This is a genomic window from Streptomyces sp. DSM 41931, assembly GCF_050271085.1.
In the GTDB taxonomy this organism is placed as follows: domain Bacteria; phylum Actinomycetota; class Actinomycetes; order Streptomycetales; family Streptomycetaceae; genus Streptomyces; species Streptomyces albogriseolus.
Map to the genome: position 1 here is coordinate 445,597 of NZ_CP189902.1, position 16,495 is coordinate 462,091.

The 16,495-nt window shown below is 71.9% G+C and carries 14 protein-coding genes; 10 read left to right on the forward strand and 4 right to left on the reverse strand.

The window, feature by feature from the left end:
- The first annotated feature begins 49 nt into the window (after positions 1-49).
- Positions 50-853 carry a VOC family protein gene (locus ACP7TJ_RS02135; RefSeq protein ID WP_093769899.1) on the forward strand — a complete coding sequence of 268 codons (804 nt, stop codon included), beginning with the start codon at positions 50-52 and terminating at the stop codon, positions 851-853.
- A 20-nt stretch (positions 854-873) separates the two neighbouring features.
- Here ACP7TJ_RS02135 and glgX read toward each other — a convergent pair whose 3' ends face one another.
- Both glgX and ACP7TJ_RS02145 read right to left on the reverse strand, forming a co-directional pair.
- Positions 874-3,018 carry a glycogen debranching protein GlgX gene (glgX, locus tag ACP7TJ_RS02140; protein ID WP_387585016.1) on the reverse strand — a complete coding sequence of 715 codons (2,145 nt, stop codon included), beginning with the start codon at positions 3,016-3,018 and terminating at the stop codon, positions 874-876.
- Positions 3,015-3,527 carry a pep a2 gene (locus ACP7TJ_RS02145; RefSeq protein ID WP_093769901.1) on the reverse strand — a complete coding sequence of 171 codons (513 nt, stop codon included), beginning with the start codon at positions 3,525-3,527 and terminating at the stop codon, positions 3,015-3,017. The genes glgX and ACP7TJ_RS02145 overlap by 4 nt, the downstream gene beginning before the upstream one ends.
- A gap of 358 nt (positions 3,528-3,885) precedes the next feature.
- On the opposite strand from ACP7TJ_RS02145, the gene ACP7TJ_RS02150 reads away from it, so the two are divergent.
- The 7 genes from ACP7TJ_RS02150 (at position 3,886) to ACP7TJ_RS02180 (ending at position 13,130) form a co-directional block, all read left to right on the forward strand.
- On the forward strand, positions 3,886-4,188 hold the full coding sequence (locus ACP7TJ_RS02150) for a DUF5133 domain-containing protein (RefSeq protein ID WP_167744329.1): 303 nt from the start codon (positions 3,886-3,888) through the stop codon (positions 4,186-4,188).
- Between the two features lie 74 nt (positions 4,189-4,262).
- Positions 4,263-6,260: an alpha-1,4-glucan--maltose-1-phosphate maltosyltransferase gene (locus tag ACP7TJ_RS02155; protein ID WP_427761882.1), complete on the forward strand. Its 1,998-nt coding sequence runs from the start codon at positions 4,263-4,265 to the stop codon at positions 6,258-6,260.
- Positions 6,257-7,975 (forward strand): maltose alpha-D-glucosyltransferase, encoded by a 1,719-nt coding sequence (treS, locus tag ACP7TJ_RS02160; RefSeq protein ID WP_266544211.1) that lies wholly within the window; start codon positions 6,257-6,259, stop codon positions 7,973-7,975. Before ACP7TJ_RS02155 ends, treS begins: the two co-directional genes overlap by 4 nt.
- A gap of 28 nt (positions 7,976-8,003) precedes the next feature.
- Positions 8,004-9,362: a maltokinase N-terminal cap-like domain-containing protein gene (locus ACP7TJ_RS02165; protein WP_093768488.1), complete on the forward strand. Its 1,359-nt coding sequence runs from the start codon at positions 8,004-8,006 to the stop codon at positions 9,360-9,362.
- 4 nt (positions 9,363-9,366) lie between these two features.
- Entirely contained in the window at positions 9,367-11,592 is a 2,226-nt protein-coding gene (glgB, locus tag ACP7TJ_RS02170; protein WP_427761884.1) for a 1,4-alpha-glucan branching enzyme, read from the forward strand.
- Between the two features lie 128 nt (positions 11,593-11,720).
- Complete coding sequence (locus ACP7TJ_RS02175; protein WP_380799066.1) at positions 11,721-12,809, forward strand: glutamate--cysteine ligase 2; 1,089 nt, start codon at positions 11,721-11,723, stop codon at positions 12,807-12,809.
- Positions 12,810-12,872: 63 nt separating this feature from the next.
- Positions 12,873-13,130, forward strand: a complete 258-nt coding sequence (locus ACP7TJ_RS02180) for a hypothetical protein (RefSeq protein WP_367496427.1) — start codon at positions 12,873-12,875, stop codon at positions 13,128-13,130.
- A 64-nt stretch (positions 13,131-13,194) separates the two neighbouring features.
- Here ACP7TJ_RS02180 and ACP7TJ_RS02185 read toward each other — a convergent pair whose 3' ends face one another.
- Positions 13,195-13,431 (reverse strand): DUF6480 family protein, encoded by a 237-nt coding sequence (locus ACP7TJ_RS02185; protein WP_093768484.1) that lies wholly within the window; start codon positions 13,429-13,431, stop codon positions 13,195-13,197.
- Between the two features lie 128 nt (positions 13,432-13,559).
- Here ACP7TJ_RS02185 and ACP7TJ_RS02190 point away from each other — a divergent pair, with 128 nt between their 5' ends.
- Both ACP7TJ_RS02190 and ACP7TJ_RS02195 read left to right on the forward strand, forming a co-directional pair.
- On the forward strand, positions 13,560-15,461 hold the full coding sequence (locus ACP7TJ_RS02190; RefSeq protein WP_093768483.1) for an AMP-dependent synthetase/ligase: 1,902 nt from the start codon (positions 13,560-13,562) through the stop codon (positions 15,459-15,461).
- Positions 15,462-15,606: 145 nt separating this feature from the next.
- Positions 15,607-16,041, forward strand: a complete 435-nt coding sequence (locus ACP7TJ_RS02195; protein ID WP_093768482.1) for an ATP-binding protein — start codon at positions 15,607-15,609, stop codon at positions 16,039-16,041.
- A gap of 33 nt (positions 16,042-16,074) precedes the next feature.
- Here the strand turns inward: ACP7TJ_RS02195 and ACP7TJ_RS02200 are convergent, their stop codons facing one another.
- Positions 16,075-16,446, reverse strand: coding sequence for a hypothetical protein (locus ACP7TJ_RS02200; RefSeq protein WP_093768481.1), 372 nt, complete (start codon positions 16,444-16,446; stop codon positions 16,075-16,077).
- Positions 16,447-16,495: the final 49 nt, after the last annotated feature.

Consider the following 16,495-nt stretch of genomic DNA (forward strand, 5'->3'; position numbering starts at 1 on the left):
GGTGTCATCCGGGGGCTGCCGGGCCGACGAAGATCAGGACACGACCGCCATGAACCACGACATGACCTCCTCCGCCGGCGCGACGGGCGTCGTCTCGACGCACGCCGTGTACGGGGCGCCCTGCTGGGTGAGTCTGACCAGTCGCGATCTGCAGACCACCGAGGAGTTCTACAGCGCCGTCCTGGGCTGGGAGTGGCGTCCGGTGCGGCTGGGCGACCGGTTCCGGGTGGCCCTGGCGAACGGCCGGCCGGTGGCGGGCATCGCCGCGGTCGCCGGGATGTGGCAGATGGCCGTGGCGTGGACGCCCTACTTCGCGGTGCGCAGCGCCGACGAGGCGGCCGCGCGGGTGCAGGAGCGCGGCGGGACCGCCGCGGTGGGCCCGATCTCGCTGCCGCCCGGGCGCGCGGCGCTGCTCGCGGACCGGGACGGGGCGACGTTCGGCGTGTGGGAGGGCGAGCTGTTCTCCGACTGGCCCACCTGGCGGCGGGCGCAGCTGGCGTTCGTCCGGCTGCACACCCGGGACGCCTTCGACGCGGCGATCTTCTACGGCGAGGTCTTCGACTGGGCGTCCGGCCGGCCCGGCGGCTGCGAGGTGCACTACGAGGGCGAGGAGGTGGTGCTGCGCAGCGACGGGGACGTGGTGGCGCGCATCACCTCGGGGGCGCTGGGGTCGGCGCCCGACCCGCGGATCCGTCCGCACTGGCAGGTCCACTTCACCGTGCCGGACGTGGAGGTGTGCGCCCGCGCCGCCGAGGAGCACGGCGGCAGTGTGCTGGTCCTGGACCCCGAGGAGGCGGTGCTGAGCGACAACGAGGGCGCCCGTTTCACGGTCACCTCGCGCCGCGAGCACTGACCCTCCCCGGGGCCGCCCGGTCAGCGTGCGGTGCGGGACGGGCGGGACAGCAGCACCAGGCTGCGGGCGTCCACGGTCAGCCGTGTGCCCGCCTTGCGTTCGGACTCGTCGGGGGTGCCGTCCGGGTCGGCGGTGTCGATCAGCGCCGTCCACCGTTCGCCGTAGGAGGCGTCCGGCAGCCGGAAGCCGACCGGTTCCCAGTGGCTGTTGAGCAGCAGCAGGAACGAGTCGTCGATGACGGGCCGGCCGCGCGGGTCCGGTTCGGCGATGGCGTCCCCGTTGAGGAACATCCCGACCGAGTGCGCGTCGGAGCGCAGCCAGTCGTCGTCGCTCATCTCCCGCGCGTCGGGCGCCAGCCACACCAGGTCCGGCAGCGGCTGGCCGGCGCGGCGTACGGTCTCCCCCCGGAAGAAGCGGCGCCGGCGCAGCACGGGGTGCTCCCTGCGCAGGGCGATCAGCCGGCGGGTGAAGCCGAGCAGGGCGCGCTGCTCGTCGCCGAGCCGCCAGTCGATCCAGCTGATCTCGTTGTCCTGGCAGTAGGCGTTGTTGTTGCCGCGCTGGGTGCGACCCAGCTCGTCGCCGTGGGAGAGCATCGGGATGCCCTGTGACAGCAGCAGCGTGGCCAGGAAGTTGCGCTGCTGGCGGGCGCGCAGTTCCCGCACGGCCGGGTCGCGGGTCGGGCCCTCCACGCCGCAGTTCCAGGACCGGTTGTCGTTCTCGCCGTCCTGGTTGTCCTCGCCGTTGGCCTCGTTGTGCTTGTCGTTGTACGAGACCAGGTCGCGCAGGGTGAAACCGTCGTGCGCGGTGACGAAGTTGACGCTGGCGCGCGGCCGGCGCCGGTGGCGGGCGTAGAGGTCCGCGGAGCCGGTCAGCCGGGAGGCGAACTCGCCGAGGGTGTGGTCCTCGCCGCGCCAGAAGTCCCGTACGGCGTCACGGTACTTGCCGTTCCACTCCGACCACAGGGGCGGGAAGTTGCCGACCTGGTAGCCGCCTTCGCCGACGTCCCAGGGTTCCGCGATGAGTTTGACGCGGCTGATCACCGGGTCCTGCTGGATCAGGTCGAAGAACGCCGACAGCCGGTCCACCTCGTGGAACTGCCGCGCCAGCGTGGCCGCGAGGTCGAAGCGGAACCCGTCGACATGCATCTCGGTGACCCAGTACCGCAGCGAGTCCATGATGAGCTGCAGCACGTAAGGATGGCGCATCAGCAGGCTGTTGCCGGTGCCGGTGGTGTCGTAGTAGTGCCGCCAGTCGCCGTCCACCAGGCGGTAGTACGAGGAGTTGTCGATGCCCCGGAAGGAGAGGGTGGGGCCCTTCTCGTTGCCCTCGGCGGTGTGGTTGTAGACGACGTCGAGGATCACCTCGAGCCCCGCCGCGTGCAGCGCCTTCACCATCTCCTTGAACTCCGTCACCTGCTGGCCGCGGGTGCCGCGGGCGGAGTAGGCGTTGTGCGGGGCGAAGAAGCCGATGGTGTTGTAGCCCCAGTAGTTGGCCAGGCCGCGGCCCTGGAGCACGCCGTCCTGGACGAACTGGTGCACCGGCATCAGCTCCACCGCGGTGACGCCGAGCGAGGTGAGGTGCTCGATCACCGAGGGGTGCGCCAGTCCGGCGTAGGTGCCGCGCAGTTCGGGCGGCACGTCGGGGTGGGTGCGGGTGAGCCCTTTGACGTGGGCCTCGTAGATCACGGTGTCGGAGTACGGGCGGCAGGGGCGGGTGTCGTCGCCCCAGTCGAAGGCGGGGTCGGTCACCACGCCGAGCATGGTGTGGCCCGCGCTGTCCGCCGGGTCGGGCCCGTGCGGGTTCCGCTCGCACAGCGAGGGGTGGTCGTCGATCTGGCCGTCGACCGCGGTGGCGTAGGGGTCGAGCAGCAGTTTCGCCGGGTTGCAGCGGTGGCCGGCGGCGGGGGCCCAGGGGCCGTGGACGCGGTAGCCGTAGCGCTGGCCGGGGCCGATGCCGGGGAGGTAGCCGTGCCACACGAAGCCGTCGACCTCGGTGAGCCGTACCGTGCGGTGGCGGCCGTCGTCGTCGGCGAGGACCAGGTCGACGCCTTCGGCGACCTCGCTGAACAGCGCGAAGTTGGTGCCCTCCCCGTCGTAGGAGGCGCCCAGCGGGTAGGGGCGCCCGCTCCAGGCGGGCGCCCCTTTCCGGTTGTGTCGCCGGGTCACCGGACCTCCTCCAGGAGGCCGCCGGGCGTTCGGATCCGGGCGGTGACCGTGGAGACGCTCACCTCGCGGGGCAGGTCCAGGCCCTCGCTCTCGCGCGGGTCCGGCGCGGTGGGGACGAGGGGCACGCGTTCGCCGGCGCGGGCGCGCTGCGAGAACCAGATGACCTTGCTGCCGGTCTCGGTGGCGCAGCAGCCCCATCCGTCGCTGCTGGCGGCGAGGTGCTCGAGGCAGCCGCGCAGCTCCTGGTCGGGGCGCAGGCCGCGGTCGTTGTCCGCGATGGCCGTGATGAGGTGCTGCCCGTTCCACCACATCTCGATGGAGGTGTTCTTGTCGGTGGCGTGCTCGTCGATGGCGCGGAGCAGCATCTCGGTGCCGCCGCAGACGGGCTCCATGAGGTTCTCCAGGTCCCAGAACCGGAGGTGAGCGGCCAGTATCCGGCTGACCTGTCCCACCCTCTCCGGGCTGACTTCCACGTCGAGGTGGTAGTAGCAGGGCACTGCGGTCTTCATCGTTGTGGCTCCTCACCGCGAAGCTCGCGCTCCTCCCGTCCGGCGGACGGGCCCCCGGACACGGAACGTGAGCGGGTGTCGCTTCTGAGTCACCTTCAGACTGAGGGGGTTGGTCCATTCGTGCAACACGAGCGCACGGGTGAGACGGGCGGGACCGCATCTGAGCGCATCGCAGCCGTCCGACCTGCGCGCTCGCGTCGAAGCAGTGGTTGAAACTCCAACAAGACGGTGGGTCACTGTCCGTGCACCATGAGTGAAGACCTCGATCGCCGTTACGGGTCCGTGCACCGGTGCGCACGGCTCCGCCCGACCGTCGGGACGACGCGCACCCATCGAGCCCCGGAAAGGTGAACGGCGCATGCTGCTACCCGCAAAAGCCGAAGTTGCCCGGCAGTTGCGTCGCTACCGGGCCTGGGAACGCGTGATGCTGGCCGCCCCCACCGACCACACGGTGCGGGCGACCTTCGAGGACTCCGGCTACACCCTCTGCGTGCTGATGGGGAAGCGCTGCGCGCGCGAGGCGGCCGACGCCGCCGAGCGGTACCTGCGCACCACGCCCGTCACCTATCTGCAGGAACAGAACGACCGGCCCCGTCCGGCCGCCACGGTCCGGCGCGGCCCGCCCGCCGTCGAGCGGCGCTCCCCGGCGGGAAGGCAATGACCTTCCCGCCTCCCTGTGGTTCCCCCGCCCGGGCGTCTGCCCGGGCCTCACGAGCGGCGGAGGTGCGCAGGCCCATGAAGACGACCCCGACCATCGGCCGGGTCCCGGTACGGGACGTCCGGCCGTGCGTCGACCGCGGCAGGCGGCCGGCGAAGGCCGTCGTCGGCGAGGCGTTCGAGGTGACGGCGACCGTGTTCCGTGAAGGGCACGACGCGGTGGCGGCCAACGTGGTGCTGAAGGACCCGGAGGGGCGTCCGGGTCCGTTCACGCCGATGCGGGAGCTGGCCCCCGGCACGGACCGCTGGGGCGCGGAGGTGGTCGCGGACGCGCCCGGCCACTGGACCTACCGCGTCGAGGCCTGGGGCGACCCCGTGACGACCTGGCGGCACGTCGCCACCGTCAAGGTCCCGGCGGGCATCGACACCGGGCTGGTCCTGGAGGAGGGCGCCGACCTCTTCGCGCGCGCCGCGGCCGGGGTGCCGCGCGACGCCGGACAGGATGTGATCCTCGAAGCGGCCGCGACCCTGCGCGACGACACCCTGCCCTGTGCCACCCGGCTGGCGGCGGCGCTGACGCCGGAGGTGGACGCGGTGCTGGCCCGCCACCCGCTGCGGGAGCTGGTCACCAGCAGCGAGCCGCTCCCCCTGCTGGTCGAGCGGGAGCGTGCCCTGTTCGGCTCGTGGTACGAGTTCTTCCCGCGTTCGGAGGGCACGCCCGAACAGCCGCACGGCACCTTCGACACCGCCGCGCGACGGCTGCCCGCGATCGCCGCGATGGGCTTCGACGTCGTCTACCTGCCCCCGATCCACCCCATCGGCACCACGTTCCGCAAGGGCCCGAACAACACCCTCGACGCCGGCCCCGACGACGTCGGCGTGCCGTGGGCGATCGGCTCCCCCGAGGGCGGCCACGACGCCGTGCACCCGCGACTGGGCACGCTGGAGGACTTCACCCGCTTCGTCGCCCGCGCCCGCGACCTGGGCATGGAGGTCGCCCTCGACTTCGCCCTGCAGTGCTCCCCGGACCACCCCTGGGTGCACAAGCACCCCGAGTGGTTCCACCACCGCCCCGACGGCTCCATCGCCTACGCGGAGAACCCGCCGAAGAAGTACCAGGACATCTACCCCATCGCCTTCGACGCCGACATGGACGGACTGGTCGCGGAGACCTGCCGGATCCTGCGGCACTGGATGGACGCCGGAGTGCGGATCTTCCGCGTGGACAACCCGCACACCAAGCCGGTCGTCTTCTGGGAACGGGTCATCGGGGAGATCAACCGCACCGACCCCGACGTCATCTTCCTGGCGGAGGCCTTCACCCGCCCGGCGATGATGCACACCCTCGCCCAGATCGGCTTCCAGCAGTCCTACACGTACTTCACCTGGCGCACCACCAAACAGGAACTGACGGAGTACCTCACCGAACTGTCGGGGGAGGCCGCCTCCTACATGCGGCCCAACTTCTTCGCCAACACCCCCGACATCCTGCACGCCTACCTCCAGCACGGCGGCCGGCCCGCCTTCGAGGTCCGCGCCGTCCTCGCCGCCACCCTCTCCCCCACGTGGGGCATCTACAGCGGCTACGAACTCTGCGAGAACACCCCGCTGCGCGAAGGCGGCGAGGAGTACCTCGACAGCGAGAAGTACCAGCTCAAACCCCGCGACTGGGAAGCCGCCGAGCGGGAGGGCCGCACCATCGCCCCGCTCCTCACCCGCCTCAACACCGTCCGGCGGGACCATCCCGCGCTGCACCGGCTGCGCAATCTCCGCTTCCACCGCACCGACAACGACGCCGTCCTGGCGTACAGCAAGCGCCGGGGCTCCGACGTCGTGCTCGTGGTCGTCAACCTCGACCCCCATCGCGTCCAGGAGGCCACGGTCTCGCTGGACATGCCGCACCTCGGCCTGGACTGGCACGAGACGGCGCCGGTGCGCGACGAGCTCACCGGCGAGACCTACCACTGGGGCAGCACCAACTACGTGCGGCTGGAGCCGGGGCGGGCTCCCGCGCATGTCCTGCACGTCCAGCGACCGCCCGCCGCACAGCGAAACGGAGGGCCAGGAACGCCATGACCGTGAACGAGCCAGTGCCGGACACGTTCGAGGACACACCGGTCAGGGACCGGGATCCCGACTGGTTCAAACGCGCCGTCTTCTACGAGGTCCTCGTCCGCTCCTTCCAGGACAGCAACGGAGACGGCATCGGTGATCTGAAGGGCCTGACCGCCAAGCTGGACTATCTGCAGTGGCTGGGCGTGGACTGCCTGTGGCTGCCGCCGTTCTTCAAGTCGCCCCTGCGCGACGGCGGTTACGACGTCGCCGACTACACCGCCGTGCTGCCCGAGTTCGGCGACCTCGCCGACTTCGTGGAGTTCGTCGACGCGGCGCACCAGCGCGGCATGCGCGTGATCATCGACTTCGTCATGAACCACACCAGCGACCAGCACCCGTGGTTCGAGGAGTCCCGCAAGGATCCGGACGGCCCCTACGGCGACTTCTACGTCTGGGCGGACGACGACACGGGCTACCCGGACGCGCGCATCATCTTCGTGGACACCGAGGCGTCCAACTGGACGTACGACCCGGTGCGGAAGCAGTACTACTTCCACCGCTTCTTCTCGCACCAGCCGGACCTCAACTACGAGAACCCGCGTGTGCAGGAGGAGGTCCTGGCGGCCCTGCGCTTCTGGCTCGACCTGGGCATCGACGGCTTCCGGCTGGACGCGGTCCCCTATCTGTACGCGGCCGAGGGGACGAACTGCGAGAACCTGCCGGCGACGCACGCGTTCCTGAAGCGGGTCCGCAAGGAAATCGACACCCAGTACCCCGACACCGTGCTCCTCGCCGAGGCCAACCAATGGCCCGAGGACGTCGTCGACTACTTCGGCGACTACGCCGCCGGCGGCGACGAATGCCACATGGCCTTCCACTTCCCGGTCATGCCCCGCATCTTCATGGCCGTCCGCCGCGAATCCCGCTACCCCGTCTCCGAAATCCTCGCCAAGACCCCCGCCATCCCCTCCGGCTGCCAATGGGGCATCTTCCTGCGCAACCACGACGAGCTGACCCTGGAAATGGTCACCGACGAGGAACGCGACTACATGTGGGCCGAATACGCCAAAGACCCCCGCATGCGCGCCAACATCGGCATCCGCCGCCGCCTCGCCCCCCTCCTCGACAACGACCGCAACCAGATCGAACTCTTCACCGCCCTCCTGCTCTCCCTCCCCGGGTCCCCGATCATCTACTACGGCGACGAGATCGGCATGGGCGACAACATCTGGCTCGGCGACCGCGACGCCGTCCGCACCCCCATGCAATGGACCCCCGACCGCAACGCCGGCTTCTCCTCCTCCGACCCCGGCCGCCTCTACCTCCCCACGATCATGGACCCGGTCTACGGCTACCAGGTCACCAACGTCGAAGCCTCCATGGCCTCACCCTCCTCCCTGCTCCACTGGACCCGGCGCATGATCGAGATCCGCAAGCAGAACCCGGCGTTCGGCCTCGGCTCCTACACCGAACTCCCCTCCTCCAACCCCGCCGTCCTCGCCTTCCTCCGCGAATACGAGGACGACCTCGTCCTCTGCGTCAACAACTTCTCCCGCTTCGCGCAGCCCACCGAGCTCGACCTGCGCGAGTTCGAGGGGCGGCACCCGGTGGAGCTGTTCGGCGGGGTGCGGTTCCCGGCCATCGGCGAACTGCCCTACCTGCTGACCCTCGGGGGCCACGGCTTCTACTGGTTCCGGCTCACCCGGGTCGCGTCCCGCATCGGCCGACGACTGTGAGCGTGTGCCGGCGAGAGGAGGCGTCACGATGACGAAGACCGCATTCCTGCGCCCGCGGAGCGCGCCCGCCGAGTCCATGGAGTCGCTCGCGGGGCTGCTGCGCGAGTGGCTGCCGTTGCAGCGCTGGTTCGCGGGCAAGGACCGTCCCGTCACCGATCTCGGCGTGCTGTCCACGACCGAGCTGTTCCCGGGCTGTCTGCACGTACTGGTGCACGCCGCGCACGGCGGGGTGCCCGCTCCCGGGGGCGCCACCCCCGCCGGCGACTGCTACCAGCTGCTGCTCGGGGTGCGCGAGCGGCCCTCGCCCCGCCTGGGCAAGGCCCTCATCGGCACCGTGCGGGACGGCCTGCTGGCCGGGCTGACGGTCCACGACGCCCTCCAGGATCCGCGCGCCGCCCAGCTCCTGCTGGAGCGGCTGCGCCGGCCGGGCACCGCGGGCCCGCTGCACTTCGAGGGCGACCCGGCCCAGGAGGTCCCCTCGGGCCTGGTGCCGCGGCTGCTGAACGCCGAGCAGTCCAACTCCTCGCTGGTGTACGGCGACGAGTACATCCTGAAGGTCTTCCGGCGCATCCAGCCCGGCGTCAACCCCGACCTGGAGGTGCCCGGGGCGCTGGCCCGGCAGGGCTGCCACCGGGTGCCCGCGCCGGTGGCCTGGATGCGCACCACGCACCCGTTCAAGGCGACGCTCGGCGTGCTCCAGCCCTATCTGCGCAACGCCGCCGACGGCTGGACGCTGGCCCTCGACGCGCTGGCCTCGGGCGACGACTTCACCGCGCAGGCGCACGCCCTCGGCCGCGCCACGGCAGACGTGCACCTGGCGCTGTCCTCCGCGTTCCCCGTCGGGGCGCCCGGCGAGAACGGGCGGACGGCGGCGGCCATGACCGAGCGGCTGACCGCCGCCGCGCACGCCGTGCCCGCGCTCCAGCCGTACGTGCCGGGGCTGCGGAGCGCCTTCGCCGCGCTCGCCACCTGCGACGCCGGGCCGCCCGCCCAGCGCATCCACGGCGACCTGCACCTCGGCCAGGTGCTGCGGGCGGGCCGCGAGTGGTTCGTGATCGACTTCGAGGGCGAGCCGTCCCGGCCGCTCTCCGAACGGCGCAGCGCCCACTCCCCCGTGCGGGACATCGCCGGGATGCTGCGCTCCTTCGACTATGCCGCCCGGCAGCGCCGCCCCTGGCGCCCGGAGTGGGCGCGGCGCTGCCGCGAGGCCTACTGCGCGGGCTACGCGGCCCGTGCCGGCTGGGACCCGCGCAAGAAGCACGGGCTGCTCCGCGCCTACGAGACGGACCGGGCCGTGTACGAGGTGCTGTACGAGGCCCGGCACCGACCCGACTGGCTGCCCGTACCCATGGCGGCGATCGAGCGCCTCGCCGTGAGAGGAGACTGAAGCCGTGGCCCTGCACGAAACGCCGCTGCCCGGATCGGACGGGTCCGCCCCGTCCGCCGCCACCGACGGGGCGGCCGCACCCGCCCTCGACCCGCACGACCAGGGCCGCCTGCTGGCGGGCGCCCACCACGATCCGCACGCCCTGCTGGGCGCCCACCCGGTGCCCGGCGGCATCGCCTTCCGGGCGCTGCGCCCCTTCGCCCGCGAGGTGAGCGTGGTCGTCGACGGCGCCCGCACCCCGCTGGTGTCGGAGGGCGACGGGCTGTTCTCCGCCGTGCTGCCGCTGGACGGGATCCCCGCGTACACGCTCGCGGTGGCATACGGGGACGACGAGCCGGTGGAGACGGACGACCCGTACCGGTTCCTGCCCGCGCTCGCCGACTTCGACCTGCACCTGATCCGCGAGGGCCGGCACGAGGAGCTGTGGACGGCGCTCGGCGCGCACCCCATGACCCATCAGGGCGTGGCCGGCACCCGCTTCACCGTGTGGGCGCCCAACGCGCTCGGGGTGCGGCTCGCCGCGGACTTCACGTACTGGGACGGGACGGCGTTCCCGATGCGGTCGCTGGGCTCGTCCGGGGTGTGGGAGCTGTTCCTGCCGGGCGTCGGCGAGGGCACCCGCTACAAGTTCGAGATCCACTCGCGCCACGGCCACCGGTTCCTCAAGGCGGACCCGATGGCCCGCCGCACCGAGGCGCCGCCGAACACCGCGTCGGTGGTCACCGCGTCGCACCACGAGTGGGGCGACGCGGAGTGGATGGCGCGGCGCGGGGACACGCCGGTGCACGAGGCGCCGTTCTCGGTGTACGAGGTGCACCTGCCGTCCTGGCGGCCGGGGCTCACCTACCGCGAGCTCGCCGAGGTGCTGCCCGCGTACGTCACGGACATGGGGTTCACCCACGTCGAGCTGATGCCCGTCGCCGAGCACCCGTACGGGCCGTCCTGGGGGTACCAGGTCACCGGCTTCTACGCGCCGACCGCGCGGCTCGGCACCCCGGACGACTTCAAGTACCTGGTCGACGCCCTGCACCGGGCCGGGATCGGCGTGATCATGGACTGGGTGCCCGCGCACTTCCCGCGCGACGACTGGGCGCTGGCCCGCTTCGACGGGGAGCCGCTGTACGAGCCCGGCGACTCGCGGCGCGCCGACCACCCCGACTGGGGGACGTTCACCTTCGACTACGCCCGCACCGAGGTGCGCAACTTCCTGGTCGCGAACGCCGTGTACTGGTGCCAGGAGTTCCACATCGACGGGCTGCGGGTCGACGCGGTCGCCTCCATGCTCTACCTCGACTACTCGCGTGAGGACGGCGGCTGGGAGCCGAACGCCTACGGCGGCCGGGAGGACCTGGCCGCGATGGCGTTCCTCCAGGAGATGAACGCGACCGTGTACCGGCGGTGCCCCGGCGTGGTGACCATCGCCGAGGAGTCCACGGCGTGGGGCGGGGTGACGCGGCCAACCGACACCGGCGGGCTCGGGTTCGGGCTGAAGTGGAACATGGGCTGGATGCACGACTCGCTGGAGTACGTCTCCCACGAGCCGGTGCACCGCAAGTACCACCACCACGAGATGACCTTCGCGATGGTGTACGCCTACAGCGAGAACTACGTGCTGCCGATCTCGCACGACGAGGTGGTGCACGGCAAGCAGGCGCTGGTGTCGAAGATGCCCGGCGACTGGTGGCAGCGGCGCGCCAACGTCCGTGCCTATCTCGGCTTCATGTGGGCCCACCCGGGCAAGCAACTCCTGTTCATGGGGCAGGAGTTCGCCCAGGGTGCGGAGTGGTCCGAGAAGGCGGGTCCTGAGTGGTGGCTGCTGGACGAGGGTTACCACTCGGCGGGTGATCACCGCGGGGTGCAGGACCTGGTGCGCGATCTCAACGCGCACTACCGGCGGCTTCCGTCGCTGTGGCAGCGCGACACCGACCCGTCCGGCTTCCGCTGGGCCGCGGTGGACGCGGCCGACGACAACGTCTTCGCGTTCCTGCGGTACGACGCGGAGGGCCGGCCGCTGCTCGCGGTGTCGAACTTCTCCCCCGTGGTCCGGCACGACTACCGGCTCGCCGTCGGCGACGACGTGGTGGCCTGGGAGGAGATCCTCAACACCGACGCCGCCCGCTACGGCGGCAGCGACGTGGGGAACCCGGACCCGGTCAAGCCCGAGGACGGGCACGTCCGGCTCACCCTCCCTCCGCTGGCGACCGTCTGGCTGGCGCCCACGCCGCTGTGAGGCCGCGCGCCGTCGCCCGGCGGGCCCCGGCCGCGACACCAGGTGTTCCGCGCCCCGCGCGGGGCATGCGGGTCGTACGGCCGAGGACCGCTCGGCGTCGACGCGGCAGGCAGAAGGGCGAGCATCAGGTGCGCACCGTGGGTGTGGAGGAGGAGCTCCTCCTGGTCGATCCGGAGACGGGTGAACCGCGGGCGATGTCCGCGGCGGTGCTCGCCCGGGCCGAGCGGGAGGACGCCGGGCAGGACGTCTTCGAGAAGGAACTGCACGAGCAGATGGTGGAGTTCGCCACCCATCCGCAGTCGTCCATGGAGCGCCTGCACGCGGAGATATCCCGCTGCCGCAAGGAGGCCGCGGGTCACGCCGAGGAGATCGGCTGCACGGTCGCCGCGCTGGCCACGTCGCCGCTGCCGGTCAGCCCGGCGGTCGGCGTCAACGAGCGGTACCGGTGGATGGAGCGGCAGTACGGCATCGCCACCCGTGAGCAGCTCGTCCTGGGCTGTCACGTGCATGTGTCGGTGGAGTCCGACGAGGAGGGCGTCGCCGTTCTCGACCGGCTGCGGCCGTGGCTGGCGGTGCTGACCGCGCTGAGCGCGAACTCGCCGTTCTGGCAGGGCAAGGACTCGGGGTACGCCAGCTACCGCAGCCGGGTGTGGCAGCGCTGGCCGTCGGCGGGGCCGACCGAGCTGTTCGAGTCGCCGGAGCGGTACCACCGGCGGGTCGCGGACATGGTGGCGACCGGCGTGATCCTCGACGAGGGGATGATCTACTTCGACGCCCGGCTGTCCGAGCGGTACCCGACGGTGGAGGTACGGGTTTCGGACGTCGCGCTGCAGGCGGAGACCGCGGCGCTGGTGGCCACGCTGACGCGGGCGCTGGTGGAGACGGCGGCGAGGGAGTGGCGGGACGGCCGGGAGCCGGTCGACCCGGGGGTCTCCCTGCTGCGGCTGTCCGCCTGGCAGGCGGCCCGCTCCGGCCTCACCGGCGAGCTGCTGCACCCGGAGACGATGCGGAGGATGCCCGCCGAGGCGGTCGTCCGCGCCCTCCTCGACCACGTCGCGGACGCCCTCGTCGACCACGGCGACCTCGACCGCGCCCGCGAGGGCTGCGCACGCCTGCTCCGCGACGGCAACGGCGCGATGATCCAGCGCGCCCTCCTGGAACGCACGGAAAGCCTCCGGGACGTGGTCACGGAGTGCGTCCGCCATACGCAGGAATAGGCGACGACGGTAGGCTGCCGACACCTTCCACGCCCGCGCAGGGCCCGGATGCCGGAGGTCAGCATGGCCGACCAGCCGCTTCAGGCGCACTTCGTCGCCGATCCGATAGTGCTGCCGGACGGCCGGCGGATACGCGTCAGCGCCTACCCCGACGGCAGCATCCGCCTCCGCGTCGGCGGCCTGCCCTATGTCCTCACCGAGGCGTACCTCAGCGGCGACCCGGACAAGGACGAGGCGATCGTGAAGCTCTCCCCCGGCAAGCAGGGCAGCGCCGCGGCGTACAACTACGCCGAGGAGCTGGCGAAGCGGAACCGCGGCTAGGCACAGGGCCGCACGCGCCCCCGCCGCCGGCCTGGGAGGCCGGTGGCCGGGGTGGCGGGGGTCGTCAGAGGAGCAGGATGATCGCGTAGACCAGGAAGAAGGCCGCGACGAGGGCCACCACGACGAGGATCGCGGTCAGGGGGCCCTTGCCCCAGCCCTTGGCGGGGTTGTGGGACAGCTCGTACGGGCCTGCCTCGGGCATGCTGCTCTCCGCGGGCGGGGTTTCGCCCGGGGGGACGCCGCCACCCGCCTCCAGGCCGGTGGTGCGGTCCGGATCGGGATCGGGATTGACGTAGGTCATGGGGACCGGGTCCCCCGAAAGCGGCAGGATCATCAGTGCGGACACACTTGACGTGATCCCGGCCCAGGGCCCGGCCCGCTGGACTACATTCATGCACCGCCACCCCCCGTCACCGTGAGGAGCAGTGCATGCGCGACCTCGCTCTCGCTCCGCCGTCCGCCTCTCCCCTGACCGGCGGCCTCGCCGACAGCCTGTTCGCGAGGGCGGCCGAGAGTCCGACCATGCCGGTGCTGGCCCGCCGCACCGGTCCGGCCTCCGCCACCTGGGAGGAGGTCAGCGCCGTGGAGTTCCGCGACGAGGTGGTCGATCTGGCCAAGGGCCTCATCGCGTCCGGCATCTCACCGGGCACCCGCGTCGCGATCATGGCGCGCACCCGCTACGAGTGGACCGTCCTGTGCCACGCCCTGTGGACGGTGGGCGCCGAGGTCGTGCCGATCTATCCCACCTCCTCGCGGGAACAGGTCGAGTGGATCCTGCGCGACTCCGGCTGTGTGGCCGTGCTGGTCGAGGACGAGCAGAGCGTGATGACCGTGGGCTCGGTGTGCGCGAAGCTGCCCCGGCTACGGCATGTGTGGCAGCTCGACGCGGGCGCGCTCGACCAGCTGGTCGCGCGGGGCGAGGCCATCCCGGCGGCCACCGTCGACTCGATGCGGCGGATCGTGCTGCCCGACGCCACGGCCGTGGTGGCGTACACCTCCGGCACCTCGGGGCACGCCATGGGCTGCGCCCTCAGCCACCGCGGGCTGGCGTTCATCTGCGACACGCTGCTGGCGGGCTGGGGCCATGTCGCGGCGCCGCCCGGGGAGCAGGGGTCCGTGCTGGCGTTCCTGCCGTTCTCCCACGTGTACGGGCTGATGATCCAGAGCCTGTGCATCCGCGGCGGCCTCCTGATGGGGCACGAGCCGGATCTGGGCGCGGACGCGCTCTCGACGTCCCTGCGCTCGTTCCGGCCCACCTATCTGTACGCGGTCCCGTCCCTGCTGGAGAAGATCTACAAGAACTTCCTGCGCGCCTCGCAGCTGTCGGGGCGCGGGGCGCTGTTCGAGCGGGCCGCCGACACCGCGCGGCACTTCGCGGCGGCGACGGAGCGGCAGCGGCTCGGACGCGGCTCCGGTCCGGGTTTCGACCTGCGGATGCAGCACGCCCTGTACGAGCGGACCGTGTACCGCAAGCTACGGGCGACCCTCGGCGGCCGGGTGCTGCGGGCCACCTCCGGCGGCTCGCCGCTCTCCCGCGACCTGTCCCTCTTCTACGAGGGCATCGGCATCTTCGTGCACGACGGCTACGGCCTGACCGAGACCAGCGGCGGCGTGACCATGCAGCCGTACGGCCGGGAGAAGTCGGGCACGGTCGGGCAGCCGCTGCCGGGCACCGCGGTCAAGGTGGCCGAGGACGGGGAGATCCTGGTGCGCGGGCCGTCGGTGTTCCAGGGGTATCTCGGCGACCCGGCGGCCACCCGGGCCGCCCTGCGGGACGGCTGGCTGGCCACCGGCGACCTGGGCCGGCTGGACGGCGAGGGCTACCTCACGATCACCGGCCGCAAGAAGGACATCATCATCACCAGCAGCGGCAAGAGCGTGGCCCCGGCCGCCCTGGAGCAGCGGCTGCGGATGCACCCCCTCGTCCACCAGGCCGTGGTGGTGGGCGACAACCGGCCGTGCGTGGGCGCCCTGATCACGCTGGACCCGGACTTCCTGGCGGACTGGCGGGCGGCGCTGTCGCTGCAGGGCGACGCCCCGGCGCGCGAGGCACGGGAGGAGAACGCGCTGCGGGAGGAGATCGGGCGGGCGGTCGCCGCGGCCAACAGCAGCGTGTCCCGCTCGGAGTCGATCCGTGTGTTCCGTGTGCTGCCGGAGCCGTTCGACGTGTCCAACGGCCTGCTGACGCCGTCGATGAAGCTGCGGCGGGACGAGATCGTGCGCCGTTACGCGCTGGAGATCGACGCCATGTACCAGTCCCGTACGCGCCCGGCGCGCACCCCGGTGCCGGCCGACGCGTCGGTGTGGGACGAGGACGACGTGTTCCGCTGATCATCGCGCGACGCGGTGCGGGGTTTGTCACCCCGCACCGTCGGGCAGGCGGGCGCGTAGGCTCCGCCCGCACGGGAACCCACAGATCGGGGAACGCAACACCAGCGACGACCGCCCCGGCAGTGACCGGGGCCTGGAAGGCGACATGGCACCCGAGTCGCGTAGGGACAGGACACTGGCCGGCGAGGAGATCACGAACCGCATCGCCAGCTTCCCGGGGGAGCTGCACGATGTGACGGACGCACGTCTGGTCGCGGAGGAATTCCTCTTCGACCTGGCCCGTGCGTCGGCGCCGTCGGCGCCGGAGCACTGGGACGACATACTCCTGGTGGTCACGGAACTGGCCGCGAACGCGGTGCAGTACGCCCCCGGACCGTTCGAGCTGCGGCTGCGCCGCACGTTCGACGGGGTGCATGTCGTGATGCACGACACCAGCACCACCGAGCCGGCCCCGCGCCCGTTCCATCCGCACAGCGGCGGGGGCGGCATCGGGTGGCATCTGATCCACACGCTCTGCGACCAGGTGAGCGTCGTGACCCACGAGCGCGGGAAGGACATCCACGTCTTCCTGCCGTGGTGAGCGCCTCGGCGGCGGGCCGCCGGGGCGCGTGTCTCAGCCGGCGGGCCGCTCCTCACGGGGCAGCTCGCCGTAGTAGAGGCCGACGGTGGTGAGATAGACGAGGTCCATGGTCTCGCTGTCGGTGCGGAAGCGCGGCGCGGCCTTCAGCTCGGCCCGGGTGCAGGACACCGTCAGCTTCCGCTCCGCGGTGTCGACGGAGGTGATCACCCCGACGGGGACCAGGAGGCTGCGGCCGAACACCCACACGCCGGTGTCCACGACGAGGTGCGGCATGCCGTGGTGGCCGGCCTGACGGTCGACGTGGCCGGCGGTTCCGTCGCGCGCGACGACGGTGTAACCCGTGAGGTCCGCCCCGCGGGCGTGGTCCAGGCCCGGCGCGTACGACCAGATGCTGTCGGTGGGCACTGCTTCCGGCCTCCCCGAAGAACGACTGCTCCTCATGAACTGCTCCCCC